Below are 24771 nucleotides of genomic sequence, written 5' to 3' on the forward strand. Positions count from 1 at the left end.
GACGTCACCGCGCCGAGCCCGCTACCCCAGATGCGCTTGCATCCCCGAGTTCTGCTTGTCCATACGCTCCAGTCGGCCCTCGGTCATGGATGCGATCTGATCGACGATCACACGCATGCGCTCGGCGTCGTCGGCTGCGGCGTTCCATGAGGGGACGAACAACGGATCCAGTCCGCCCGGTGCGGCGGCGAGCAGCCACGTCGCGACGCGATGAATCCGGTCGCGCTGGCGATCCTGATGCGACCGATGGCGCAGATTGGAGAAAATGAACCGCAGCGCAACGGTTTTCAGCACCGCCACCTCGGCGGCCACCAGTGGCGGCACCGACAAATCAGCGTCGTACCGTGAGATCGGCCGGCCCCCGACCACGTCCCGCGTACCCGATACCGCAGCATTGGCGAACCGCCCGATCAGCTCCGACGTGAACCTCTTCAACGCTACCGACGACGTCAACGTCCCGTCGAATTGTCCAAGCGCCGCAACGATTTCCATCCGCGAGAGCCGCTGCGCGGCATCGATCATCGCATCGGCGTCGAGTCCCTTGAAATACCTCACGCCCAACTCGGCCAGCGCCCGCTGGTCCGACGGATCGCCCAGCGAACGCAGATCGATGCGACCCGAGATGATGCCGTCCTCGACGTCGTGTACCGAGTAGGCGACGTCGTCGGACCAGTCCATCACCTGCGACTCCAGGCACTGCCGCGTCGTTCCGGCGCCGGCAGAATCCGATCGGATCCATCGCAGTGCGGCCGAATCGTCGTCGTACGCACCGAATTTCGATCCCGGCGCAGTCCGCGTCCACGGGTACTTCAGGGTCGCGTCCAACGAAGCTCGCGTCAGATTCATTCCGGCGCTCGATCCGTCGGCCGCGAGGATCTTCGGCTCGAGCCGGGTCAGAATCCGCAGATTCTGCGCGTTGCCCTCGAACCCGCCATACTCCGACGCCACCTCGTCGAGCGCCCGCTCACCGTTGTGCCCGTATGGCGGATGGCCGATGTCGTGGGCCAGGCCGGCCAACTCCACGAGATCGGGGTCGCAGCCCAGCTCGACGGCGATCCCCCGCCCGATCTGCCCGACCTCCAACGAATGCGTCAGCCGCGTGCGCGGTGTGTCACCCTCGCGCGGACCGACCACCTGCGTCTTGTCCGCGAGCCGACGCAGTGCCGCGCAATGCAGCACCCGTGCCCGGTCGCGCGCGAAATCGTTGCGGTGATCGGTGTGCACCCCGGGCAGGCCGGCGGTCTTCGGCCTCTCGGGCACAAGGCGTTCCAGCGACGCCGCGTCATAGTCGGCGGCTGGGGACACCGGGGACGAACTAGTCAAGCACCCAGCCCCGACCGACCGCGAAGTCGGTGAACCGCTGCCGGATCTCGATGATCTGCCCCGCCGTCAGGTCGTCGGAAGAGTCGAGCAGCAGCTCGGTGATCTCTTCGCTGAACGATCCGGCATCGAGCGAACCGCCGCCTCCACCGCGCGGCCGACGTCCCCGATCACCGCGATCCCGATCGCGGCCATGGCCGTGATCACGACCACCACGGTCGTGCGACTCGCGGCGATGCGCCCGCTCGCCCGCGGCGTCGTCGCTGCCTGCCGGCGCCTCTTCGGTAACCGATACATTGACGGCCTTCGACCCACGGTCGGTGTCTTCGACGTCGAATTCGACGACGGCGCCCGGCTTCAGGAGGTTTTCATCGATATCGATGTCGTTGATGTGCAGGAATACATCGGCTCCCCCGGTCTCCGGCGCCAAGAACCCGAATCCACGATTGGTGTCGTAGTGAACAACTTTTCCGCTGACAGACACGTACCCATTCCCATCCGGCGGGCGCAGAATCCGCAGGCCCCTTGCCTGCGATCGCAACTCACACCTCGTCCATCATGACAGAAGTCGGGCCGACCCAACGACTGTTGAGCCAGCCCGGCGTCGCACGAAGGGTCAGGCGCCGACCAGCTGACCGGCGAGATACTCGACAACCTTGTCGAGCGCGACGCGCTGCTGACTCATGGTGTCGCGCTCGCGGATCGTGACGGCCTGGTCGTCGAGCGTGTCGAAGTCGACCGTGACGCAGAACGGCGTGCCGATCTCGTCCTGACGCCGGTACCGCTTGCCGATGCCCTGAGCGTCGTCGAACTCGACGTTCCAGTATTTGCGCAACTCAGCGGCGAGATCTTTCGCCTTGGGCGAGAGCTTCTCGTTGCGCGAGAGCGGCAACACCGCCACCTTGATCGGCGCCAGACGCCGATCGAGGCGCAGCACGGTGCGAGTATCGGTGCCGCCCTTGGCATTCGCCACTTCTTCTTCGGTGTACGCGTCACAGAGGAACGCCATCAGCGAGCGGGTCAAACCGGCGGCCGGTTCGATGACGAACGGCGTGTACCGCTCACCCGATGCCTGGTCGAAGAACGACAGATCCTCACCGGAGGCCTTGCTGTGCGTCGACAGGTCGTAGTCGGTGCGGTTCGCGATGCCCTCGAGCTCACCCCACGGGTTACCCGCGAAGCCGAACTTGTATTCGACGTCGACGGTGCTCTTCGAGTAGTGCGACAGTTTCTCTTTGGGATGGTCGTAGAGGCGCAGGTTCTCCGGATCGATGCCGAGGTCGGTGTACCAGTTGAACCGCTGATCGATCCAGTACTTCTGCCACTCTTCGTCCTCGCCGGGTTTGACGAAGAACTCCATCTCCATCTGTTCGAACTCGCGGGTGCGGAAGATGAAGTTGCCCGGGGTGATCTCGTTGCGGAAGCTCTTGCCGATCTGCGCGATGCCGAACGGGGGCTTCTTGCGAGCGGTGGTCATCACGTTCTTGAAGTTGATGAAGATGCCCTGCGCGGTCTCCGGGCGCAAGTAGTGCAGGCCGGCTTCGTCGTCGACGGGGCCGAGGAAAGTCTTCATCAAGCCGCTGAACGCCTTGGGCTCGGTCCAGTTGCCCGGCTGTCCGGTCTCCGGATCGTTGATGTCGGCCAGGCCGTTCTCCGGCGGATGGCCGTGCTTGGCCTCGTACGCTTCGATCAAATGGTCTGCGCGGTAACGCTTGTGGGTGTGAAGCGACTCGACGAGCGGGTCGGTGAACACCTCGACGTGACCCGACGCCTCCCACACCTGGCGGGGCAGGATGACCGAGCTGTCCAGTCCGACGACGTCGTCGCGGCTGGTCACCATCGCGCGCCACCACTGCTTCTTGATGTTTTCCTTCAGCTCCACACCGAGTGGGCCGTAGTCCCACGCCGAGCGCGTTCCGCCGTAGATCTCACCGCACGGAAACACCAGGCCTCGACGCTTGGCGAGGTTGACGATTGCATCGACACGGTTTGACGGTGAGCTGGCCACGGGTGTTGTCACTCCACTTACTCGATTGGGCTGGAACCCATACAGCCTAGCTGTGCGACGCCGCGCGCCGGGAATCGAGCGGGCGACCCACGTCCGCCAGGCAGTCATTTTTATTGACTTAGCTGTTAGAAGCCCGATATCGTCTTGTCATGCGCCACGACGACCTCGCCACCGTGAACTGCGCCGTGGCCCGCACCTGGGCCATCGTCGGCGAACGCTGGACCATGCTGATCCTGCGCGAGTTCTTCAAGGGCGAGCATCGCTTCGATCCGATCGCCCGCAAGCTCGGCCTCGGCCGCAGCGTGCTCACCGATCGGCTGCGGATGCTCGTCGACGAGGGAATCCTCGAACGTCGGCGCTACGACACCGCACCCGATCGTCTCGACTACCACCTCACGACCAAGGGCGAGGACCTCTACCCGCTGCTGGTCGCGGTGATTCAGTGGGGCGACAAGTGGGTCGTCGACGAACCGCCCGTCATGCTCACCCATAAGACGTGCGGGCATCAACCGCGACTGTCGCTGCGCTGCGAACACTGCGACACCGATCTCGCGCGGCGCGACATTCACGCCGAATTCGCTTCCGACGCTTGGTAATTCAACCGACAAATCGAGGAGTCACGATGACCGCCCCGTTACCCACCCGACCCGACGGACTCTGGGCCGACGACCTCGCCGTCGGTCAGACATTCATCTCCCGCACCGTCGACGTGAGCTCCGACGACATCGTCGAATTCGCGCAGCGCTACGACCCACAGACATTTCACCTCGACGACGCCGCCGCACGGGGCACCTTCTTCGACGGCCTGGTCGGCAGCGGCTGGCACACCGCCGCGCTGACGATGCGCCTGTTCACCGAGGCACTGCCGATCGCGACTGGGATCGTCGGTGCGGGCGTCGACCTCACCTGGCCCAGCGCTATGGTCGCCGGTGACGTCCTTCATCTCGAGGGCACGATCGACGACATCACCTTTTCGAAGTCGCGGCCCGACCGCGCCATCGTCGTCGCGTCGCATCAGACGCTCAATCAGCACGGCGAGGCCCGGCAACGCTCCACTGCGCGACTACTCGCTTGGAAGCGGCCCGACTGAGCAGCATTTGGAAACGTCTTCCATTAACATGGAAGCGTTATGAGTGAATCCCACGTGGACCCGCTGGCCACCGAACCTCATGAAGGCCCTCTTCCGCCCGCGGGAGTGTCGAATCCCGTCGATTCGGCGGCGTTGGTGGCCGCCGGTGATCTGTTGCGCGCGCTCGCCGCGCCGGCCCGCATCGCCATCGTCCTGTCCCTGCACGAACAGGGTAAATGCGTGCATGAGCTCGTCGGCGAGCTCGGGTTCTCTCAGCCCCTGGTCAGTCAGCATCTACGCGTGCTCAAGGACGCCGGCGTGGTGCGCGGACACCGCAACGGTCGCGAGATCATGTACCAACTCGTCGACGAGCACCTGACACACATCGTCACCGACGCCGTGCTGCACGCCGCCGAGCGGGAGCACCCGCACGATGACTGACGCTCCCGTGACCGGAATTCGCTCGACGAAGCAACGCGCCGCCCTCGCCGAGGTTCTGAGCAGCACCGACGATTTTCTCTCCGCGCAGGAACTTCACGAGCATCTCAAGGCCAACGGCGAGTCGATCGGCCTGACCACCGTGTACCGCAACCTGCAGGCGCTGACGAAGGCTGGCGAGATCGACGCACTGTGGGATGGGTCGGGCGAGACACGATACCGGCACTGCTCCACCGGCCATCACCATCACCTGGTCTGCCGACGCTGCGGCACGACAGTCGAGATCCAGGCGGAGCCGGTCGAACGGTGGGCCGAAAAGGTCGCTGCCAGTCACGGTTTCAGCGACGTCAACCACACCGTCGAGGTGTTCGGGCTCTGCGCAGGCTGCCAGCAGGACTGAGTTCCCGGCCCGACTCACCGCTGCACACCCGCTTGTCGGTTTGAGCGAGCGCAACGCCCCACCCGTTGGTTGAGCGAGCGAAGCGAGTCGAAACCACCGCAACACGGATTCTCAATCGACTGAAAGTGTTCGGCTGCTCTGGCACCGTCGACTCACGAGGTTTCGACACGGACCTTCGCTAGCGCTCCGGCCCGGCTCAACCTTGATCCGCCGATGGTGGGCCCTCTCCGCTGGTTGAGCCGCGAGGCGCTAGCCGAGTCGAAGTGACGAGCGTGTCGAAACCCCTGTACCACAATGCATTTGATGGTGGCGCACGTGTCGAACTGCGATGGAATCGAACATCGAGGCGTGTGCACCCGTAGAGGGCACACGCCTCACTTGCCGGGTGACATCTCCGATATCGGCGCGGACCGTCGAAAGTCGTTGTGGCTGAGAGGTTTCGACACGGACTCGGCTAGCGCTACTTCGACTCGGCTAGCGCCTCGCTCAGCACGGCGCTCGGACCGGCTCAACCAGCAGAGGGGCGCTCCGGCCCGGCTTAACCAGGCTCAACCAGCGGAGAGGCAGCTCAACCAGCCGGCGGAGCCACTCACCCAACTAGCTCGCCGCGCACATCGACGCCGGCCGACAGCACCATGTGCAGCATCGTCAGCAATGGCAGGTCCGCGAGGTCACCCAGCGGGAAGGTGTACGACAAGAGCACGTCGGTCCGCTCGTCGTCCCGGCTGGCCCGGCGCAAAGCGCCGAAACTCAGTGCGGCACTGCGTGATTCAACCGCGTCTCGCAACTCCCCGGTGTTCGCCAGGCCCGCTGCCACCAGCTGGGTGACCGCGACGACCTCGAGGCCGTCACCCAGATCGAGGACCCGCACCGACGCCCGAGTGCCGCCCAGTTCCACTAGCGCGGCGTCGTCGTCGGCGGTCACCGTCCCCAGATCGACGATCAGCCCGACGATCCGCTCCAACGGCGCGGTACTCATTTCGCACCGCCGAATCGCCTGTCCCGCTTGGCATATTCCAGACACGCATTCCACAGGTCGCGGCGGTCGAAGTCGGGGAACAGCTTCTCCTGATAGACCATCTCCGCATAAGCCGACTGCCACAGCAGGAAGTTGGAGATGCGCTGCTCCCCCGATGGCCGGAGGAACAGGTCGACGTCGGGCATGTCGGGTTCATCGAGGTATTTCGCGAACGACGCCTCGGTGATCCGCTCCGGATCGATCTCGCCGCGGGCGGCGCGCCGCGCGATTTCCCTTGCAGCGTCCGCGATTTCGGCTCGGCCGCCATAGTTGACACACATCGTCAGGGTCATCACGGTGTTGTCCTTCGTGAGTTCCTCGGCGACCTCCAGCTCGCGGATCACGCTGCGCCACAAGCGGGGTCGGCGACCGGCCCACCGGACCCGCACGCCCATTTCGTTCATCTCGTCGCGGCGGCGTCGAATCACGTCGCGGTTGAAGCCCATCAGAAACTTCACCTCTTCGGGGCTGCGCGACCAGTTCTCGGTGGAGAACGCGTACGCCGACAACCATTCGACGCCCATCTCGATACAGCCGCACACACTGTCCATCAGGACTGCCTCGCCGCGCTTGTGCCCCTCCGTACGTGGCAGCCCGCGGTCGGTTGCCCACCGGCCGTTGCCGTCCATCACGAGTGCGACGTGCTTGGGGACGAACTCTTTGGGTATGTCCGGCGGCGTGGCGCCCGACGGATGGGGGTCCGGCGGGCGAACGGCACGCGGCGCCTCGGCCTCGGTTCGACGCAGACTACGACGCACCATATGAAGTCTCCTTACCCGATTTCACTGAGCATGTGCGGTGCCGCACGCTCGATCAGCGGCAATGTGCGTAGTTGTCTCTCCAAATGCCATTGCAGATGCGCGGCCACCAGACCACTGGCCTGGCGGCGCATCGAGTCACTCGCCTCGACGGTGTGCTCCCACTGACCGCGGAACATCGCATCCATCAGATCAAGCACACCCGGCGACGGCGACGCCGCACCCGCGGGCCGACAGTACACGCACACCGCGCCACCGGCCGCGACGTGGAACGCGCGGTGCGGGCCAGGTTGCGCACACCGGGCGCACTCGTCCAGAGCGGGCATCCAGCCCGAGGCGTGCATGGCGCGCAGCAAGTAGGCGTCGAGCACCTGCTGACGCGGTCGATTGCCCGCGGCGAGAGCACGCAACGCACCCACGGTCAGTTTCTGCAATGCCAGCACCGGCGCACGCTCCTCGCCGGCGAGACGTTCGGCGGTCTCCAACACGGCGCATGCGGTGGTGTAGCAGCCGTAGTCGGCGACGATGTCGGCGGCGAAACTGTCGAGGCTATGCACCTGGGTGATGACGTCGAGGTTGCGGCCCGGATAGAGGTGCACATCGACGTGGGCGAACGGCTCGAGACGAGCCCCGAACTTGGAGCGGGTGCGTCGAACACCTTTGGCCACCGCCCGCACCAGTCCGTGTTCGCGTGTCAACAACGTGATGATCCGGTCGGCTTCGCCAAGCTTGTGCTGTCGCAACACGACAGCCTCGTCCCGGTAAAACCTCACTCGATCATTCTTCCACCGACCGCCGACATCGGATCACCGACATCCCCAGACTCGGACGCCGAGTATGTTTCCACACATGACAGACCTCTCCGGTTGGACTCCGCGTCCCCGCCCCGACCGCCTCGTACTCGACGGCCGCTACACCCGACTCGAGCCGCTCGACGCCGCGCGTCACGGCGACGGCCTGTACGCGGTCAGCTCCGTCTCCGACGCCGTCGACCGATTCACCTGGCTCGGCACCTTTCCCCCGGAGAATCGCGAGGCGTTCCAGCCGTGGCTCGACTATGCCGAGTCGAGCGCAGATCCCTTGTACTTCACGGTCATCGACAAGGCGAGCGACACCATCGCCGGGCGCCAGTCGCTGATGCGGATCGACGCCGCGTCGGGTGTCGCCGAGATCGGCGACATCTACTGGGGCCCGACCATCTCCCGCACTCCCGCGGCGACCGAGGCCCAATTCCTCTTCGCCTCATACATTTTCGACGACCTCGGCTACCGGCGCTTCGAGTGGAAGTGCAACAACGACAACGCGCCGTCGCACCGCGCCGCCCGACGCTTCGGCTTCACCTACGAGGGCCTGTTCCGCCAGCACATGGTCGTCAAGGGCCTCAACCGCGACACCGCGTGGTATTCCATCGTCGACACCGAATGGCCCGCGCTGCGCGCCGCGTATCAGGCGTGGCTCAGTCCGGAGAACTTCGACGAGGCGGGCGGGCAACTCCGGCGCCTGGAAGAGTTCCGCTAGGAACGACGTAGCGGGTCGGCGAGAGGTCAACCCGATGTGGCACCTCGGCGTGACGGTGAAAGCCGCACGCCCACAGGTGTTTCTGGTCGGCTTGGATTCTTCGTCTCACCGACCCCTCGTTACACCGAAGCTCGTTCCTCGCTTCGGCACTCGGGGAGCGAGATACTCAGCGAACGAGGTAACGCTCCGCCACACTCGGCGAGCGAGGAACTCACCGCAGCACGCAGGCAACGAGGAACTCACCCCGACACTCGGGGAGCGAGATAGTCACCGCAGCTTGCTCACTCGGTCAGCTTCGCGAAGGCGGGCGACAGCTTCATCGCGCCCGGAACCCGGAACCATTTGCGGCGGTCGTACCACTTGGTCACCACGACTCCCATGAGCAGGCCGAGGATCAGACCGATGACGCAGATGATGATCGACTTTCCGAAGCCCGCACCGAGGTCGGCGTCGAAGTACAGAATGGCGCGCACGCCGATGTAGATCTGATGCATCGGCTCGAACGCGGCCAGCCAGGTGAAGATGCTCGGGCTCGCCTCCAGCGGCACGGTGCCGCCCGACGACGGCAGACCGAGGATCACGAAGAACACCAGGTTGAGGATCAATCCGAGGCTGCCGAAGACCGACAACATCGCACTCGCCGTCACGCCGACCGCGGTGATGGCGAGTATCGAGAATAACCACAGCACAAAGGTATTGGGCATCGATATCCCCACGGCGGCACACACCGCGAGATACAGCGACGACTGCAGGACAGCGATGATCGCCATGATGGTCCACTTGGCCGCGAGCGTGCCCCACCGCGAGATCGGCAATCGCTTGCGTACCAAGAACATCGGGCCGAACTCGATCGGCAGCTGCCCGAGCGCGCCGTCGACGATCGACGACACCATCATCGCGCCGGTGAATCCCGCGAGCACCAACAGCAGGGTGAAATAGAAGGCCGACAATCCGTTCGCAGCCCCCTCGGGCAGCGGCGTCGGCTCGGACACCTTGACCGCAACCGGCGTGGCCAGCGCGAGTTGTGCCGCACCGGAGAAGTCCATCTTGTTGGCCGTCAACTGCTGGCGCACCGTCGCGGTGAGTTGTTTGCCGACCGCCTCGTTGACCTGCTTGCCCATCGTTTCGGCGAACACCGAGGTGATCGACGACGCGAAGGTCCCCGATCCCCGGTTGATGTACACGTCGATCCTGGGCTGGTCGGGTTTGATCTGGATCAGCGGCGCCGCGGACTTCGCCATGTTCAGCGTGATGTTGGTGAAGTTGGGGCCGATGTACACGACGCCGTAGACCTTGCCGGAGTTCAGCTTTCGCAGTGCGTCGGTGCGGTTGGTCTCGGTCAGCACGATTCCGGACTTGGCCGCCGACGGCACCATCGACTCGACGATCTGGTCACCGATGTTCTGCTTGGGCTGGCCCGCCGCCACCGATCCACCGATGTCCTCGTTGACGAGCGCCACCGGAAAGTTGTGGAGATTCTTGGTGGGGTTGACCACCGCGCCCATGTACATCGCCGCCATCAGGCACATCAGGCCCACGACCGCGGCGACCGGCATCACCCAGAACCTCGGATGCTTCACGACGTCGACGATCGCGGCGCGCGCCTGCTCGAGCTCCTCCACGGGCGCACCCGGACGCTCGGTCATGCAGGACGGGTCGGCCACCGCTGGGATGTCGCCGGGCGCCGTCGAGCCGCGGGCCGCGCCGACCGCGTCGACGCCCGGCTTGTCGTTCTCACCCATCTAGAACCCCATCCGCCGCAATTGTTTGGGATCACGTTGCCAGTCTTTGGCGACTTTGACCCGAAGATCGAGATACACCTTGCTACCGAGCAGCTTCTCGATCTGCCCGCGCGCGACGGTGCCCACATGCTTGAGCCGAGAACCCTTGTGCCCGATGACGATTCCCTTCTGCGAATCCCGCTCGACGTACAAGATCGCGTGAACATCGACCATCGGCGCCTGATCTTCGCGGCGATCCTCCCGCGGAATCACCTCGTCGATGACGACGGCGAGCGAATGCGGCAGTTCGTCGCGCACACCCTCCAGCGCGGCTTCGCGGATGAACTCGGCCATCAGGACCTGCTCGGGTTCGTCGGTGAGTTCGCCGTCGGGGTAGAATGCCGGGCCGGGCTCCATCAGCCCGACGAGCACGTCGCTCAGCACGCCGAGCTGCTCTCCCGACTGTGCCGACACCGGCACGACGTCGGAGTCGGGTCCCAGCAGCTTCGACAATGCCAGCAACTGTTTGGCCACCGCCTCCGGACCGACCTTGTCGATCTTGGTGACCACGCCGATCACCGTCGTCGACGGCGCCATGGTGCGGACCTGCTCGACGATCCAGCGGTCACCGGGGCCGATCGGCTCGTCGGCGGGGATGCACACGCCGATGACGTCGACCTCGGAGTAGGTGTCGCGGACCAGATCGTTGAGCCGTTGCCCGAGTAGTGTGCGGGGGCGGTGCAGGCCGGGCGTGTCGACGAGGATCAGCTGGGCGTCGGGCCGGTTGACGATCCCCCGGATGGTGTGGCGCGTGGTCTGCGGGCGATTCGACGTGATGGCGATCTTCTCCCCGACCAGGGCGTTGGTCAGGGTCGACTTTCCGGTATTGGGGCGGCCGACGAAACAGATGAAGCCGGAACGGAATTCGGGTGCGTCGGTCACGAGCGGTCCTCTCCACCGACGAGGAGCCGGCCTGCGGTATCGGTCACATAGAGGGCTGCGTCGGCAGAGATCTCCCGCAGGGTGTCGACGCCGGGGTCGTCAGCGGATCCGGCGACCAGCACGGCTGCCTCGAATCCCGGTGCGCCGCTGGACAATGCGGTGGCGACGGCGACCTGTAGTGCGGTCAGTCGCAGTGTCGTCGTCGCAACCGCCGCTCCGGCGTAGGTGCGGCCGTCGGTGTCGCGCACCGCGGCTCCGCTGCCGGTTCCCGCGCGGGCCAGCGCGCCCCGTGCGAGCACGACGAGTTTGCGGTCTTCGTCTCCGAAGTCATGCTCGGACAAGGGGGCAGCCTCTTTCGTCAGTCCTCACGCTCGCTGTCAGTGTCGTCAGCGGCGGATAGAACCTTATCGGACTCGGGCTCATGCACCCGACTTACGACGACCGTGGTGATTCGCTGCCGCCCCTGCTTGTTCGGTCCGCCCTCGGCAACGAGGTGCAGACCGGCATAGTCGACGCTGGCGCCGGGCAGCGGCACCCGCCCGAGGACCAGCGCGACCAGACCGCCGACCGTTTCCACTTCGTCGTCGTCGATCTCGACGTCGTCGAACAGTTCGCCGAGATCTTCCACGGGCAGGCGCGCGGACACCCGGTAGCCGCCGTCGTCGAGTTCTTCGACGGGCGCGGTCTCGTCGCGGTCGTACTCGTCGGTGATCTCGCCGACGATCTCTTCCAGCACGTCCTCGATGGTCACCAGGCCGGCGATGCCGCCGTACTCGTCGACCAGCAACGCCATGTGATTGCGGGTGCGCTGCATGTCGGCGAGTACCTTGTCCAGCGGTTTGGAGTCGGGGATGAACTGCGCCGGGCGCATCAGCTCCTTGACGGTGACCGACTGCGCCGAACCCAAAAGCGCCCGTGTCACCAGGTCTTTCAGATAGACGACGCCGAGGATGTCGTCCGGGTTCTCCCCGATCACCGGCAGCCGCGAATGGCCCGAACGGATGGCTAGGTTGGCGGCCTGCGTACCCGATTTATCGGCCTCGATCCACACCATCTCCGTGCGCGGCACCATCACCTCGCGGGCATTGGCGTCGCCGAGGTCGAAGACGGACTGGATCATGCGCCGTTCATCGGCGTCGACGACGCCGCGCGCCTCGGCGAGATCCACCACCTCCCGGACCTCGACTTCGGTGGCGAACGGGCCATTGCGGTAGCCCTTACCCGGGGTGATCGCGTTACCGATCACGATCAAAAGTCTGGTGAGCGGCGTCAGCAGCCGTCCGACGATCTGCAGCACCGCAGCCGACAGCACGCCGATCGAGTAGGCGTGCTGGCGGCCCAGGGTGCGCGGCCCGACGCCCACAACCACGTAGGACACCACCGCCATGATCGCGATCGCGACCAGCACCCCGAGTCGCGGACCCAATACATCGACGGCCGCAACTGTCGCGAAAACCGTTGCCGCCGTTTCACATACGATGCGCAGCAGGACGGCGAGGCTGATGTAGGTGGCGCGCCGTTCCAGAACTTCCTGCAGGTGACCGGCGCCGGGCCGGCCGTCCTTGCGCAGATCGGCGACGCGTGCTTCGGAGACGGTGGCGAGTGCGGTGTCGATGGCGGCGAAGATGCCGCTGATGGGGGTCAGCGCCACCGCGGCGACGACGAACCACATGCTCGAGGACAACGGAGGATCAGCTTCTCTCGTCGAAACCGATGTTGCGCAACAACTTCGAGTCGCGGTCGGTCATCCGCTGCTCGATGTCGCGGCGTCGGCGATCGTCGTACCACCGTTCCAGGATGTCGTTCTGCAGCCCGAACATCTCGCGCTCCTCGTCGGGTTCGGCGTGGTCGTAGCCGAGCAGATGCAGCACGCCGTGCACGGTCAGTACGGCCAGCTCGTGCTCGAACGAGTGCTTGGCCTCTTTCGCTTGTGCCGCAGCGAATTCCGGGCATAGCACGATGTCGCCGAGGGTGGCCGGTCCGGGGTCGGGCGAGTCGGGGCGGCCGCCGCCGGGGGTGAGCTCGTCCATCGGGAAGCTCATCACATCGGTGGGGCCGGGCAGGTCCATCCACTTCATGTGCAGGTCGGCCATGGTGTCGAGGTCGACGAAGATCACCGACAGTTCGGCTCCGGGGTGCACATCCATCGTGCCGATGGCGAACTTCGCGGCGTCGAGCACCAGTTCGATCGGGACGTCGACGCCCGACTCATTGGACAGTTCGATGCTCATGAACTCCTTGGTCCTCCTGCTCGCCGAGCCGCGCGATTGCCGCGCAGCTGGCCCGAATTCGATGCTCGCGCGGACTCCTCGGCGCGGCCGTACGCGTCCACGATGTTGGCGACGAGCCGATGCCGCACGACGTCGGCGCTGGTGAGCCGCGCGAAATGGATGTCGTCGATCCCTTCGAGGATCCTTGTGGCAGCGTTCAATCCGCTCTCCGCGCCACCCGGCAGATCGACCTGCGTGACGTCACCGGTGACGACGATCTTCGACCCGAAGCCCAGCCGGGTGAGGAACATCTTCATCTGTTCGCCGGTGGTGTTCTGCGCTTCGTCGAGGATGATGAAGGCGTCGTTGAGGGTGTTGTGGGTCAACAGAAAGTCTTCGGTGACGTACAGCGAGTCCTCCGCTGCGACGCTGATGCACACTGCTTCGTCGGTGCCGACCGACTCGATGCTGTCGATGTAACGCCTCGGGGGCTTGAACCCGCCGCACACGTACTTCTCCGCCTTGCGGGCCAGTCGGAAGGGTTGCAGCCCTTCGGGAAGTCGGATGTCGATGACGTGGGCGTCGTGGCGAATCGCGGTGCCGCCCAATGACTGAACCAGGTAGGTGACATCGTCACGGCGCCGGTCTGACGCGACGGCGACTCGAACGATCTCGCCGTCTGTGTCGGCATCGGCGTCGAGCAGTCCCTGCAGGACGGCAAGACGCACGTCGGCCGAATTGACGAGGTAGCGCTCGTCAACGCCCGATGTCGGATCGAGCATCGCGGCCAACCCATACGGGTCCGTCGGCACCTCTCGTTCGGCGAATTCCACCGGCGCATCGAGCATCGGCAGCTCGTACCGGTGGTAGTGCGCCGCCCGCAGATGCCCGATCATCTCCTTGGTTTCGAGTACTCGTGGCCCCTTGCCGCGCCGTCGGTCCGCACGCGTGTACACCGACCACAGATGATCGGTGGAGCACAGCGTCGACGCCCCGTCCTGGGCCGTCACGCGCACGATGTCTTTGAATCCCTGCGGGTATACGCCGAGAACCTGGGTCGGTTTGCCCGATGACCCGACGACGAAGTCGCCGACCTTGATTTCGCCGATCTGGCGAAAACCGCCTGGTGTCAGGACGCGGGTCGACACCGGCTGTGCGCGTCCCCGCATATACGCCAGCGGGGCGACTTCGATGACTCCGGCAGCCATCAGCTTGGGGATGGAGTCGGGGTCCATCATGTCGTGCAGCGCGTCGTAGAGCGGCCGCAGGTAGGGGTCGATCTTCTCGCTCAGCGTGCCCGGCAGAAAGCCCAGGCGCTCACCGGCCTCCACCGCGGGACGGGTGAGAATGATCCGGGTGACCTGCTTGGACTGAAGCGCCGCAACGGCTTTGGCCATCGCCAGGTAGGTTTTGCCGGTACCGGCCGGGCCCAGGCCGAAGACGATCGTGTGCTTGTCGATCGCGTCGACGTACTTCTTCTGGTTGAGCGTCTTGGGCCGAATCGTCTTGCCGCGCCGGGAAATGATGTCGAGGCTGAGCACCTCGGCCGGTGATTCGCCGGTGCCTTCGGTGAGGATCGACACCGCGTTGCGCACGGCGTCGGGCGTCAGCGGCGTACCCCGGCGCACCAGGCTGAGCAGTTCGTCGAGGACGCGTTCGGACGCGGCTACGTCGGCGGGCACCCCGGTCAGCGTCACCCGATTGCCGCGCACGTGGATGTCGGCGGGCAGCAGTTCTTCAAGTGTGCGCAGATTGATGTCACTGGTGCCGAGCAGTCCGAAGACCGACTCGGGCGCGACGTCGACAGTGGAATTGACGGTTGGCGAACTCTCCGCAGACGAACTGCGCGCCGAAGCGCCGTCGGCTGCGTTCACGCTGGGGTCGTCAGTCACTTATGACATCACTCCTGGGGTCCGGGGTCGTTGTCCAGTGTAAACGCTGTACACAAAACCAATTGGCCATCACAAACCCAACAGTCGTACGGTGCGGCGCGCGCAGGCGCTGGCCGGGTGGATGAACGCTTCGTGCCGCTCGCCGTCGACGACGACGAGTTTCGCCGACTGCCCCCGCTCGGTGACGGTGTCGACGTAGTGCCTGCTCGATTCGACCGGAACCATCTCGTCGTCGCCCGCATGCAGCGCGATGATCTGTGCGGCGCACACCGGCTGGCACGCGGGCGAGGCATCACGGTAGCGCTGCGGCGCGACGTCGTAGTCGACGCCCATCAGCTTGCGCACCGACCCGCGCTCGTACCCGGCGCCGACCGTGAGGTCCAACGGCGCCGACTGCGCGATGATCGTGGTGATCGCGCTGCGCTGCGTGGCGGCGCCGATCTCGGTGGTGGCCCACACCGCGAGCATGCCGCCCGCCGAGTGCCCGACCACCGACACCGAGCGCCAGGCCACCCGCGAGCGCACGTCGTCGGGCAGTGCCGCGGCGACCGGACCGTCGAGGGCGCGCAATGCGGCGACGACGTCGCGGCCGGTGTTGGGCCATCCGCCGCCGGGCTCGCCGACACGACGGTATTCGATGTTCCAGACCACGGCTCCACGCTCGGCGAGGCTGCGCGCGACGGCCGTCTGGATCGTCAGTGAGAACTCGGTCGACCAGTATCCACCGTGGATGAGCACCACCAGGGGAACGGTCTGATAGTCCTCCGGCGTGCACGCGGGCAGATAGACGTGCCCGAACTGCGACGGCGCCGCGCCGTAAGCGACCTTCACCCGTTTCATCGCGGTGCGGGATCCCATCGGTCGGTGAGCGCGCCCAGTGCGCCGAGCGCAACGGCGGCGGCGGTCGAGGTGCGCAGCACTTCGGGACCGAGTACGACGGCGTGCGCACCTAGCGCCGAGAAGTCGGCGATCTCCGAATCCGCAAGTCCCCCTTCGGGTCCGACGATCAGAAGCACCTCCGACGACGACGCGGCGACAACGTCGCGGAAGCTGCGCGAGCCGTCTTCGTGCAGCGCGAGCACCTGCCCGCCCGCGCCGATCACCTCAGCACAACGCGCACGAACGACGGTGGTCGTGGCGAGGTCGGTGACCTCGGGGATCCAGGGACGTCGACTCTGCTTGGCCGCGGCCGACGCCGTCGCGCGCCACTTGGCGACGCCCTTGTCGGCTTTCTCCGTACGACCGCGATCGCCACCGGACCACCGTGCGACGCAGCGCGACGCCTGCCACGGAACGATCGTGTCGGCGCCGGCCTCGGTCGCCAGTTCGACGAACAGCTCCGAGCGCTCCGACTTCGGCAGTGCCTGTACGACGGTCACCCGCGGGCGCGGGCGGTCGGTGAACCGGTACGACAGAGCACGCACCGTCAACGCGTCTTTGCCCGACGTCGAGACGACTTCACACAAAGCGCTCCCGCCGCGGCCGTCGCCGAGGATCACCGGTTCACCCGCGCGCAGCCGGGTCACGGTCACCGCGTGCCGCCCCTCCGGGCCGCGCAGCGTGGCGGTGGCACCGGCCGACGGGACGTCGTCGATCCAGAACAGCGGCGGACTCACCTGCTCGACGCCCCGTGCCTACCGGCCGGCGAACGCGTTGCGCAGCCGCGAGAACAATCCGCCGCCGTTGCCGCTCGACGCCATCGACGCGCTGACCAACTCGACCTGGTCGTCGGGGGTCTGCTCACGGAATCGTTTGAGGGTGTCGGTCGCCGCGGAGTCCAGCTTGGTCGGCACCACCACGTCGAGGTGGGCGTGCAGCGTGCCGCGCACACCGGTGTTCAAGTGGGGCATGCCCTGTCCGCGCAGCTTGACGACCTGACCGGGCTGGGTGCCCGCCGGAATCACAACGCTGACCGGGTCGTCGAAGATCGTGTTGATGGAGATCTCCGAGCCGAGCGCGGCGTCGGCGATGGGCACCTTGATGGTGCAGTGCAGATCGTCCTCGTCGCGGATGAAGGTGTCGTGGCGACGTTCCTTGACCTCGACGTACAGGTCGCCGGCCGGGCCGCCGCCGGGGCCGACTTCACCCTGGCCGGCCAGCCGCACGCGCATGCCGCCCGCGATGCCCGCCGGGATCTTCACGGTCATCGTCCGGCGTGAGCGGACACGTCCGTCGCCCCCGCACTTGTGACACGGGTCGGGGATGACCTCGCCAACGCCCTGACAGGTCGGGCACTGCCGTACGGTCATCACCTGACCGAGGAACGACCGCTGCACCGCCTGGATCTCGCCCGCACCCTTGCAGGTGTCGCAGGTCTTCGGTTTGGAGTTACCGTTGGTCCCCTTGCCGGTGCAGACGTCGCAGAGAATCGCGGTGTCGATGGAGATCTCTTTGTTGACGCCCAGTGCGCACTCCGCGAGATCGAGCTGCATGGTCACCAACGCGGGCTCACCCGGTTGCACCCGACTGCGCGGACCGCGTCCGCCACCGCCGAAGCCTCCCCCGAACCCGCCGCCGCTACCGCCGAAGAACGCCTCGAACACGTCCCCGAAGCCGCCGCCGCCGAAGCCGCCGGCACCCGCACTGCTCAGCGGGTCGCCACCGGCGTCGACGATCCGTCGCTTCTCCGGGTCGCTGAGGACCTCGTAGGCCGTGCTGACCTCTTTGAACTGCTCCTCGGCACCGGGGTTCACGTCGGGATGCAACTCCCGGGCGAGTTTGCGGTACGCGCGCTTGATGTCTTGATCCGACGCGCCCTGGGCAACACCCAGAACGCCGTAGTAATCCTTGGCCACAGACCTATTATTCCTCTGACTTCACATTCAAAATCTGGCGTGCTCAGCGCTCTGCGAGCACTTCGCCGACGTATTTCGCAACGGCCGCGACCGACGCGATTGTTCCCGGGTAGTCCATGCGTGTGGGACCGACCACACCCACACTGCCGAGAACTGTTCCAGAGGCACCGTACCCGGTAGAGACCACCGAGGTGCCACGCAGGTTCTCCGTCCGCGTCTCCTCACCGATCTGAACGGTGACCATTCCGCTGCGCTGGGTGGTGGCGAGCAGCTTGAGGACGACGACCTGTTCTTCGAGCGCTTCGAGGACGGAATCCATGCCGCCGGCCTCCGGATCGAAGTCGGCGGCCGAGCGTGCGAGGTTCGACGTCCCGCCGAGCACCAGGCGATCGTCGCCGCGTTCGACCAGCGTTTCCACCAGCACCGTCGCGATCCGAATCACGACGTCGCCGATGTCGTGCGGCGCGGTGTTGGCGAGCTCGGCGACCGCCACCGACGCATCTTCCAGGCGCTTGCCGTGCAGCGCCTGGGCGAACATGTCACGCAGTGCCGCAAGCTCGGCATCGGAGATGTCGCGGGTGAGGCTCACCATCCGTTGTTCGACGCGGCCGGTGTCGGTGATGACGACCGCGAGCAGCCGCGACGGGGCGAGCGACACGAGCTCGAGATGACGGACGGTCGCCAGCGACAGCACCGGGTATTGAATGATGGCGACCTGCCTGGTCAGCTGGGCGAGGAGGCGAACGGAGCGTCGAAGCACGTCGTCGAGGTCGACACCGGAGTCGAGGACCGACAGAATGGCGCGCCGCTCGGCCTTCGACAGCGGCTTGACCTCGCTGATCCGGTCGACGAACAGCCGGTAGCCCTTGTCGGTGGGGATGCGTCCGGAACTGGTGTGCGGTTGGGCGATGTACCCCTCGGCTTCGAGGACCGCCATGTCGTTGCGGACCGTCGCACTCGACACGCCGAGGTGGTGGCGCTCGACGAGCGCCTTGGAGCCGATGGGCTCCTGGGTGGAGACGTAGTCGGTGACGATGGCACGCAGCACCTCGAATCTGCGGTCATCTGTACTCGACATGTGCCCTACCTCCCATACAGTGGTGACGTTCAAACATCTTAGGGCGTGGGTGTGACTGTCGTCGTGGCGTATGCGCGACGCGGCGTCGCCTCGGCTCGCAGGCGATCGAAAGAAGCGTGCCGGTCATGATCTTCAAGGGCGTGCAGGACGGCAAGCCGTACCCCGATCACCGGCTCTCCGGTCGGTCGTGGGCCAAGATCCCGCCCCGCCAGTTCCGCCTCGATCAGCTCACGACGGTGACGTCGGTGTTGGCGCTCGACAAACTGCTCAGCGAGGACTCGACGTTCTACGGCGACCTCTTCAGCCACATCATCCGCTGGCAGGGCGAACTGTATCTCGAAGACGGCCTGCATCGCGCGGTCCGGTCGGCTCTGCGCAATCGGCACATCATCCACGCGCGGATGCTCGACCTCGACATGGTGGATTTCCGGCCGGGCGCGCCGACGATCGAGGAGCAGGTCAGCGGCGTCGAGGTGCCCACGCCCGCGCGGCCCGTCGGAGCACAGCCTCGGTCGATGCGCGCAACCCGGTCGGGGTGGACCCTGCCGGAGGACATGTAGTCCGCGAGAGTCCCTAGTCCCCCACCAGAATGCCGCGAATCACCGCGTCGGCGAGCAGTCGCCCGGCGTCGGTCAACACAAAACCACCGGGCTCGGTGATCAGCAGCCCGTCGGCGACGAACCGCCGCGCGCGTCGTACTTCGCCGTCGGACAATCCGTCGACCGGCAGACCGGACCGCAGGCGGGCCAGCAGCATGACCCGCTCGGTGTGGATGTCGGCGGCGTCGAGGATCTCGTGGTCGTCGATCGGCAGCACACCGTCGGCGAGCGTCGCCGCGTACCGCGCGGGATGCTTGCGGTTCCACCAGCGCACCCCGTTGACGTGCGAATGCGCGCCGGGACCCAGCCCCCACCAGTCGGTGCTGTGCCAGTAGGCCAGATTGTGTCGACACTGCGCTGCCGGATCGGGCGAATCCCCTTGCCGGCGAGCCCAATTCGAGACTTCATACCAACCCAGGCCGGCCTGCGACAGCCGCTCGTCGATGCGGCGGTACCGGTCGGCGAGGACGTCGTCGTCGGGCGCGGCGATCTCGCCGCGACGCACCTTGCGCGCGAACGCCGTGCCGTCTTCGACGATGAGCGCGTACGCGGACACGTGGTCGACGGGGGTCGACAGCACGGCGTCGAGGCTGGCGTCGAGATCGGCGTCGGTCTCACCGGGAGTGCCGTAGATGAGGTCGAGATTGATGTGCTCGAAGCCCGCGGCGGCGGCCTCCCGCGCCGCGTCGAGCGCGCGGCCGGGCGTGTGGATGCGTTCGAGTATGCGCAGCACTCTGCTCGACGCCGACTGCATGCCGAGCGAGATCCGGGTGAAGCCCCCCGCTCGCAGGTCGTCGAAGAACGCCGCCGACGTCGACTCGGGATTGGACTCTGTGGTGATCTCGGCGCCGGATGCGATGTGGAATCGGTCACGTACGGCGTCGAGCACGCGGACCAGGCCGCGCCCGCCCAACATCGACGGCGTGCCGCCGCCGACGAAGATCGTCGACACCTCTCGTGCCGGAGACAGTGCCGCGGCCGCGAGATCCAGTTCGCGTTCGATGCCCTCCTGCCACGATTCCGGCGACGCCGCGCTGCCGAGTTCACCGGCCGTGTAGGTGTTGAAATCGCAGTATCCGCAGCGTGTCGCGCAGAACGGCACGTGGATGTAGAGCCCGAACGGAGTGCGCGCGTCGACGCCGGACAACCGGGCCGAGGCCTCGCCGGTCAGCCCGGAGGGCTCCGTGTGCGGTAGCGCCGCATCGATTACTGCCACGTAGACATCATGCCGCGTGCCTGCGCCGACGCCCGCTCACGGCCGTCGCAGACCTATTTCCATCACCGTGAGGAAAAGTATCCCCAAGTAGACGGCATCGCGGTACACATGGCACTATGGACGACGTGACCTCCCCAGGAGTGTGGCTCGCTGAGCGTCGCCACATCGATCTCAAGCGCGTCTGCAGCGCGAACTGTCAGCTCTAGCTGACGTCTTCCGGCGATTCCGCCGACTCCTGGACTCCACGCGCTCGCGTGAACAGCCCTAAGAACGTCTCTGCGCCCAAAAGCACCCAGCCCGTGCTCATGGCCTCATGCTGCCGTGCGCACACTCGAGAAGAGAACTCATGACCACCACCACCGATGTGAGTGCTGCTCCCGCCGAGGACTCCACTCCCAAGGCGCGTCCAGCTCGCAAGGCGCGCCCCACTAAGCGTCGCGCCGAGGGCCAGTGGAAACTCGGCTACCGCGAGCCGCTCAACCCCAACGAGCAGTCCAAGAAGGACGACAATCCGCTCAATGTCCGCGGCCGAATCGAGAACATCTACGCCAGGGGCGGCTTCGACTCGATCGACAAGGCCGACCTGCGCGGACGTTTCCGGTGGTGGGGCCTCTACACCCAGCGCGAACAAGGCTACGACGGCACATGGACCGGCGATGAGAACATTGACATCCTCGAAGCCAAGTACTTCATGATGCGTGTCCGGTGCGACGCCGGGGCCCTGAACGTCGAGCAGCTGCGCACGATCGGCGCGATCTCGACCGAGTTCGGCCGCGACACCGCGGACCTCTCGGACCGGGAGAACGTCCAGTACCACTGGATCGAAGTGGAGAACGTCCCGGAGATCTGGCAGCGCCTGGAAGGCGTCGGGCTCAAGACCACCGAGGCCTGTGGCGACTGCCCGCGCGTCGTGTTGGGCTCGCCGCTGGCCGGACGGTCGGTGTCCGAGGTCCTCGACCCCACCCCGGCGATCGATGAGATCGTCCGCCGCTACATCGGCGATCCCAAGTACTCGAACCTGCCGCGCAAGTTCAAGACCGCCATCTCCGGTCAGCCCGACGTCGTCCACGAGATCAACGACGTCGCGTTCATCGGTGTCAACCATCCCGAGCACGGCCCCGGCCTCGACCTCTGGGTCGGCGGCGGACTGTCGACCAACCCGATGCTCGCGCAGCGAGTCGGTGTGTGGGTACCGCTCGACGAAGTGCCCGACGTCTGGGAAGCGGTCGTGTCGGTCTTCCGCGACTACGGCTACCGGCGACTGCGCTCCAAGGCACGCCTGAAGTTCCTCGTCAAGGACTGGGGTATCGAGAAGTTCCGCCAGGTCCTCGAGGACGAGTATCTGGGCCGCAAGCTGATCGACGGCCCGCCCGCCGAGAAGCCCAACCGTCCCATCGATCACGTCGGGATTCAGAAGCTCACCAACGGCCTCAACGCCGTGGGCGTGGCTCCCATCGCCGGCCGGGTGTCCGGGACCATCCTGAGCAAGGTCGCCGACCTCGCCGAACAGGCCGGGTCCGATGCCATCCGCTTCACGCCGTACCAGAAACTCATCGTCCTCGACGTCCCCGACGACAAGCTCGACGCGCTCATCGCAGGTCTGGACGAGCTGGGTCTGCCGGCCCGTCCGTCGCACTGGCGTCAGAACCTGATGGCCTGCTCGGGCATCGAGTTCTGCAAGCTGTCCTTCGCCGAGACCCGCAAGCGTTCCCAGGCGCTGGTCCCCGACCTCGAGGCACGGCTGGCCGACATCAACGCCGACCTCGACGTCCCGATCACGATCAACATCAACGGTTGCCCCAACTCGTGTGCGCGGTCCCAGGTCGCCGACATCGGCTTCAAGGGCCAGCTCGTCGACGACGGCGACGGCAACCAGGTCGAGGGGTTCCAGGTGCACCTCGGCGGCAGCCTCGGACTCGACAGCGGATTCGGCCGAAAGTTGCGTCAGCACAAGGTGACCAGCCCCGAGCTCGGCGACTACATCGAACGCGTGGTGCGCAACTTCACCGCTCAGCGGTATGAGGCCGAGCGATTCGCCGAATGGGTTGTACGCGCCGACGAGGAGGCATTGCGATGACCGTCACCGACACCTCCGTTGCGACCGAACGCGCGCGGAGCGAAGCAGAACTGCGCCAGATCGCCGCCGAGGGTGCGCAGCTACTCGGCCCCGACGCCACCCCCGAGCAGCTGATCGCTTGGACCGCAGCAACTTTCGGCACCGACTTCCTCGTCGCGTCGAACATGCAGGACGCGGTCCTCGTCGACCTCGCCGTCAAACACGTCCCCGTGCAGACCCTCGACGGCGGCAAGGTGAAGGTGCTCTTCCTCGACACCGGCTATCACTTCGCCGAGACCATCGGCACCCGCGACGCCGTCGAGCAGGTGTATGGCGTCGAACTGGTGAACGTGACACCCGAGCACACCGTCGCCGAGCAGGATCAGCTGTTGGGCCGCAACCTCTTCGAGCGCGAGCCCGGCGAATGCTGCCGCCTGCGCAAGGTGGTGCCGCTGCGCAAGTCGCTCTCCGGGTACAGCGCCTGGATCACTGGCATCCGCCGCGTCGAGGCACCCACCCGCGCCAACGCCCCGCTCATCTCGTTCGACGAGGGCTTCGGGTTGGTCAAGATCAATCCGATCGCCGCATGGTCCGACGAGACCATGCAGAACTACATCGACGACAACGGCATTCTGGTGAATCCCCTTGTCGACGAAGGTTATCCGTCCATCGGCTGCGCACCGTGCACGGCCAAGCCCGAACCAGGTTCCGATCCCCGAAGCGGCCGCTGGGCCGGCCAGGCCAAGACAGAATGTGGGTTGCACGCATCATGACCGTCACCGATAACACACCGGCGCTCACCGAGCCGGGCACCGACGAGCGCCGTCCAGAGCTTGTCGATGAATTCACCACCCTCGACGCCCTCGAATCCGAGGCCATCCACATCTTCCGCGAGGTGGCGGGTGAATTCGAGCGGCCGGTGATCCTGTTCTCCGGCGGCAAGGACTCGACGCTGCTGCTGCACGTCGCGCTCAAGGCGTTCTGGCCTGCGCCGCTGCCCTTCTCGCTGCTGCACGTCGACACTGGGCACAACCTGCCCGAGGTGCTGAAGTTCCGCGACGAGGTGGTCGAACGCCACAATCTGCGCCTGCATGTCGCGAAGGTCGAGGACTACTTGGCCGACGGTCGACTCACCGAGCGCCCGGACGGCATCCGCAACCCGCTGCAGACCATCCCGCTGCTCGACGCCATCACCGAGAACCGCTTCGACGCGGTGTTCGGCGGCGGCCGCCGCGACGAGGAGCGTTCGCGCGCCAAGGAGCGGATCTTCTCGCTGCGCAACGCATTCGGGCAGTGGGACCCGAAGCGCCAGCGCCCCGAACTGTGGAACCTCTACAACGGCCGCCACGCCCCCGGCGAGCACGTGCGTGTCTTCCCGCTGTCGAACTGGACCGAACTCGACGTGTGGCGTTACATCGCCCGCGAGTCGGTGCTGCTGCCGCCGATCTACTACGCACACCAGCGAGAGGTGTTCTCCCGCGACGGCATGTGGATGACCCCCGGCCCGTGGGGCGGCCCCCGTGACGGTGAGATCCTCGAGACCCGCTCGGTGCGCTACCGCACCGTCGGCGACGGATCCACCACCGGCGCAATCCTTTCCGAGGCGGCCGACAACGACGCCGTCCTCGACGAGGTTGCCGCGTCGCGCCTGACCGAACGCGGCGCCACCCGCGGCGACGACCGCGTGTCCGAGGCAGCCATGGAAGACCGCAAACGCGAAGGATACTTCTGAT

Annotated in this window: 26 protein-coding genes; 9 read left to right on the top strand and 17 right to left on the bottom strand. The window is 66.1% G+C overall.

The features are described from left to right. Positions 1 to 21: 21 nt before the first annotated feature. The 3 genes from HH308_RS08495 to HH308_RS08505 all read right to left on the bottom strand — a co-directional run bounded on the left by HH308_RS08495 (position 22) and on the right by HH308_RS08505 (position 3328). Positions 22 to 1323 (bottom strand): deoxyguanosinetriphosphate triphosphohydrolase, encoded by a 1302-nt coding sequence (locus tag HH308_RS08495; RefSeq protein ID WP_170193761.1) that lies wholly within the window; start codon positions 1321 to 1323, stop codon positions 22 to 24. Beyond that, on the bottom strand, positions 1316 to 1804 hold the full coding sequence (locus HH308_RS08500; RefSeq protein WP_170193762.1) for a cold-shock protein: 489 nt from the start codon (positions 1802 to 1804) through the stop codon (positions 1316 to 1318). Before HH308_RS08500 ends, HH308_RS08495 begins: the two co-directional genes overlap by 8 nt. Positions 1805 to 1936: 132 nt before the next feature. Further along, complete coding sequence (locus HH308_RS08505; protein ID WP_376767198.1) at positions 1937 to 3328, bottom strand: glycine--tRNA ligase; 1392 nt, start codon at positions 3326 to 3328, stop codon at positions 1937 to 1939. A 149-nt stretch (positions 3329 to 3477) separates the two neighbouring features. On the opposite strand from HH308_RS08505, the gene HH308_RS08510 reads away from it, so the two are divergent. The 4 genes from HH308_RS08510 (at position 3478) to HH308_RS08525 (ending at position 5235) form a co-directional block, all read left to right on the top strand. Next, positions 3478 to 3924, top strand: a complete 447-nt coding sequence (locus HH308_RS08510) for a winged helix-turn-helix transcriptional regulator (RefSeq protein WP_170193764.1) — start codon at positions 3478 to 3480, stop codon at positions 3922 to 3924. 26 nt (positions 3925 to 3950) lie between these two features. Further along, positions 3951 to 4418 carry a MaoC/PaaZ C-terminal domain-containing protein gene (locus tag HH308_RS08515; RefSeq protein ID WP_170193765.1) on the top strand — a complete coding sequence of 156 codons (468 nt, stop codon included), beginning with the start codon at positions 3951 to 3953 and terminating at the stop codon, positions 4416 to 4418. 63 nt (positions 4419 to 4481) lie between these two features. Continuing rightward, positions 4482 to 4838 (top strand): ArsR/SmtB family transcription factor, encoded by a 357-nt coding sequence (locus HH308_RS08520; protein ID WP_376767199.1) that lies wholly within the window; start codon positions 4482 to 4484, stop codon positions 4836 to 4838. Beyond that, positions 4831 to 5235 (top strand): Fur family transcriptional regulator, encoded by a 405-nt coding sequence (locus tag HH308_RS08525; protein WP_170193767.1) that lies wholly within the window; start codon positions 4831 to 4833, stop codon positions 5233 to 5235. Before HH308_RS08520 ends, HH308_RS08525 begins: the two co-directional genes overlap by 8 nt. A gap of 589 nt (positions 5236 to 5824) precedes the next feature. Here the strand turns inward: HH308_RS08525 and HH308_RS08530 are convergent. Genes HH308_RS08530 through recO form a run of 3 tightly spaced genes read right to left on the bottom strand, consistent with a single transcriptional unit; the run spans position 5825 to position 7784 of the window. Further along, on the bottom strand, positions 5825 to 6214 hold the full coding sequence (locus tag HH308_RS08530) for a hypothetical protein (RefSeq protein ID WP_170193768.1): 390 nt from the start codon (positions 6212 to 6214) through the stop codon (positions 5825 to 5827). Beyond that, positions 6211 to 7014: an isoprenyl transferase gene (locus HH308_RS08535; RefSeq protein ID WP_170193769.1), complete on the bottom strand. Its 804-nt coding sequence runs from the start codon at positions 7012 to 7014 to the stop codon at positions 6211 to 6213. The genes HH308_RS08530 and HH308_RS08535 overlap by 4 nt, the downstream gene beginning before the upstream one ends. 11 nt (positions 7015 to 7025) lie before the next feature. Continuing rightward, on the bottom strand, positions 7026 to 7784 hold the full coding sequence (recO, locus tag HH308_RS08540; protein WP_170193770.1) for a DNA repair protein RecO: 759 nt from the start codon (positions 7782 to 7784) through the stop codon (positions 7026 to 7028). 76 nt (positions 7785 to 7860) lie between these two features. On the opposite strand from recO, the gene HH308_RS08545 reads away from it, so the two are divergent. Beyond that, positions 7861 to 8529: a GNAT family N-acetyltransferase gene (locus HH308_RS08545; protein WP_170193771.1), complete on the top strand. Its 669-nt coding sequence runs from the start codon at positions 7861 to 7863 to the stop codon at positions 8527 to 8529. A gap of 281 nt (positions 8530 to 8810) precedes the next feature. On the opposite strand, the gene HH308_RS08550 is transcribed toward HH308_RS08545, so the two are convergent. The 10 genes from HH308_RS08550 to hrcA all read right to left on the bottom strand — a co-directional run bounded on the left by HH308_RS08550 (position 8811) and on the right by hrcA (position 19167). Then, positions 8811 to 10175: a YhgE/Pip domain-containing protein gene (locus HH308_RS08550; RefSeq protein ID WP_170193902.1), complete on the bottom strand. Its 1365-nt coding sequence runs from the start codon at positions 10173 to 10175 to the stop codon at positions 8811 to 8813. 96 nt (positions 10176 to 10271) lie between these two features. Beyond that, a complete protein-coding gene (era, locus tag HH308_RS08555; protein ID WP_170193772.1) occupies positions 10272 to 11192 on the bottom strand; it encodes a GTPase Era in 921 nt (306 codons plus the stop codon). After that, positions 11189 to 11533, bottom strand: coding sequence for a cytidine deaminase-like protein (locus HH308_RS08560; RefSeq protein ID WP_170193773.1), 345 nt, complete (start codon positions 11531 to 11533; stop codon positions 11189 to 11191). Before HH308_RS08560 ends, era begins: the two co-directional genes overlap by 4 nt. A 17-nt stretch (positions 11534 to 11550) precedes the next feature. Then, positions 11551 to 12876: a hemolysin family protein gene (locus HH308_RS08565; protein ID WP_211188315.1), complete on the bottom strand. Its 1326-nt coding sequence runs from the start codon at positions 12874 to 12876 to the stop codon at positions 11551 to 11553. A 7-nt stretch (positions 12877 to 12883) separates the two neighbouring features. Then, the gene (gene ybeY / locus HH308_RS08570; protein WP_170193774.1) at positions 12884 to 13423 is read right to left on the bottom strand and encodes an rRNA maturation RNase YbeY; all 540 of its coding nucleotides are present in this window, start codon (positions 13421 to 13423) and stop codon (positions 12884 to 12886) included. Beyond that, a complete protein-coding gene (locus tag HH308_RS08575; RefSeq protein ID WP_312870480.1) occupies positions 13420 to 15294 on the bottom strand; it encodes a PhoH family protein in 1875 nt (624 codons plus the stop codon). Before HH308_RS08575 ends, ybeY begins: the two co-directional genes overlap by 4 nt. Before the next feature lie 69 nt (positions 15295 to 15363). Continuing rightward, entirely contained in the window at positions 15364 to 16134 is a 771-nt protein-coding gene (locus HH308_RS08580; protein ID WP_170193775.1) for an alpha/beta hydrolase family protein, read from the bottom strand. Beyond that, positions 16131 to 16910, bottom strand: a complete 780-nt coding sequence (locus tag HH308_RS08585) for a 16S rRNA (uracil(1498)-N(3))-methyltransferase (protein WP_170193776.1) — start codon at positions 16908 to 16910, stop codon at positions 16131 to 16133. Before HH308_RS08585 ends, HH308_RS08580 begins: the two co-directional genes overlap by 4 nt. Before the next feature lie 18 nt (positions 16911 to 16928). Beyond that, complete coding sequence (dnaJ, locus tag HH308_RS08590; RefSeq protein ID WP_170193777.1) at positions 16929 to 18089, bottom strand: molecular chaperone DnaJ; 1161 nt, start codon at positions 18087 to 18089, stop codon at positions 16929 to 16931. Between the two features lie 43 nt (positions 18090 to 18132). Next, entirely contained in the window at positions 18133 to 19167 is a 1035-nt protein-coding gene (gene hrcA / locus HH308_RS08595) for a heat-inducible transcriptional repressor HrcA (protein ID WP_170193778.1), read from the bottom strand. 125 nt (positions 19168 to 19292) lie between these two features. On the opposite strand from hrcA, the gene HH308_RS08600 reads away from it, so the two are divergent. Beyond that, positions 19293 to 19727 (top strand): type II toxin-antitoxin system VapB family antitoxin, encoded by a 435-nt coding sequence (locus HH308_RS08600; RefSeq protein WP_170193779.1) that lies wholly within the window; start codon positions 19293 to 19295, stop codon positions 19725 to 19727. A gap of 13 nt (positions 19728 to 19740) precedes the next feature. On the opposite strand, the gene hemW is transcribed toward HH308_RS08600, so the two are convergent. Then, positions 19741 to 20973, bottom strand: a complete 1233-nt coding sequence (hemW, locus tag HH308_RS08605; protein ID WP_170193905.1) for a radical SAM family heme chaperone HemW — start codon at positions 20971 to 20973, stop codon at positions 19741 to 19743. Positions 20974 to 21328: 355 nt separating this feature from the next. Here hemW and HH308_RS08610 point away from each other — a divergent pair, with 355 nt between their 5' ends. Genes HH308_RS08610 through cysD form a run of 3 tightly spaced genes read left to right on the top strand, consistent with a single transcriptional unit; the run spans position 21329 to position 24770 of the window. Then, positions 21329 to 23059, top strand: a complete 1731-nt coding sequence (locus HH308_RS08610) for a nitrite/sulfite reductase (protein WP_170193780.1) — start codon at positions 21329 to 21331, stop codon at positions 23057 to 23059. Further along, positions 23056 to 23811: a phosphoadenylyl-sulfate reductase gene (locus HH308_RS08615; RefSeq protein WP_170193781.1), complete on the top strand. Its 756-nt coding sequence runs from the start codon at positions 23056 to 23058 to the stop codon at positions 23809 to 23811. The genes HH308_RS08610 and HH308_RS08615 overlap by 4 nt, the downstream gene beginning before the upstream one ends. Next, on the top strand, positions 23790 to 24770 hold the full coding sequence (cysD, locus tag HH308_RS08620; RefSeq protein WP_376767196.1) for a sulfate adenylyltransferase subunit CysD: 981 nt from the start codon (positions 23790 to 23792) through the stop codon (positions 24768 to 24770). The genes HH308_RS08615 and cysD overlap by 22 nt, the downstream gene beginning before the upstream one ends. Position 24771 lies beyond the last annotated feature (1 nt).

Source organism: Gordonia asplenii (assembly GCF_012933505.1).
Lineage (GTDB): Bacteria > Actinomycetota > Actinomycetes > Mycobacteriales > Mycobacteriaceae > Gordonia > Gordonia asplenii.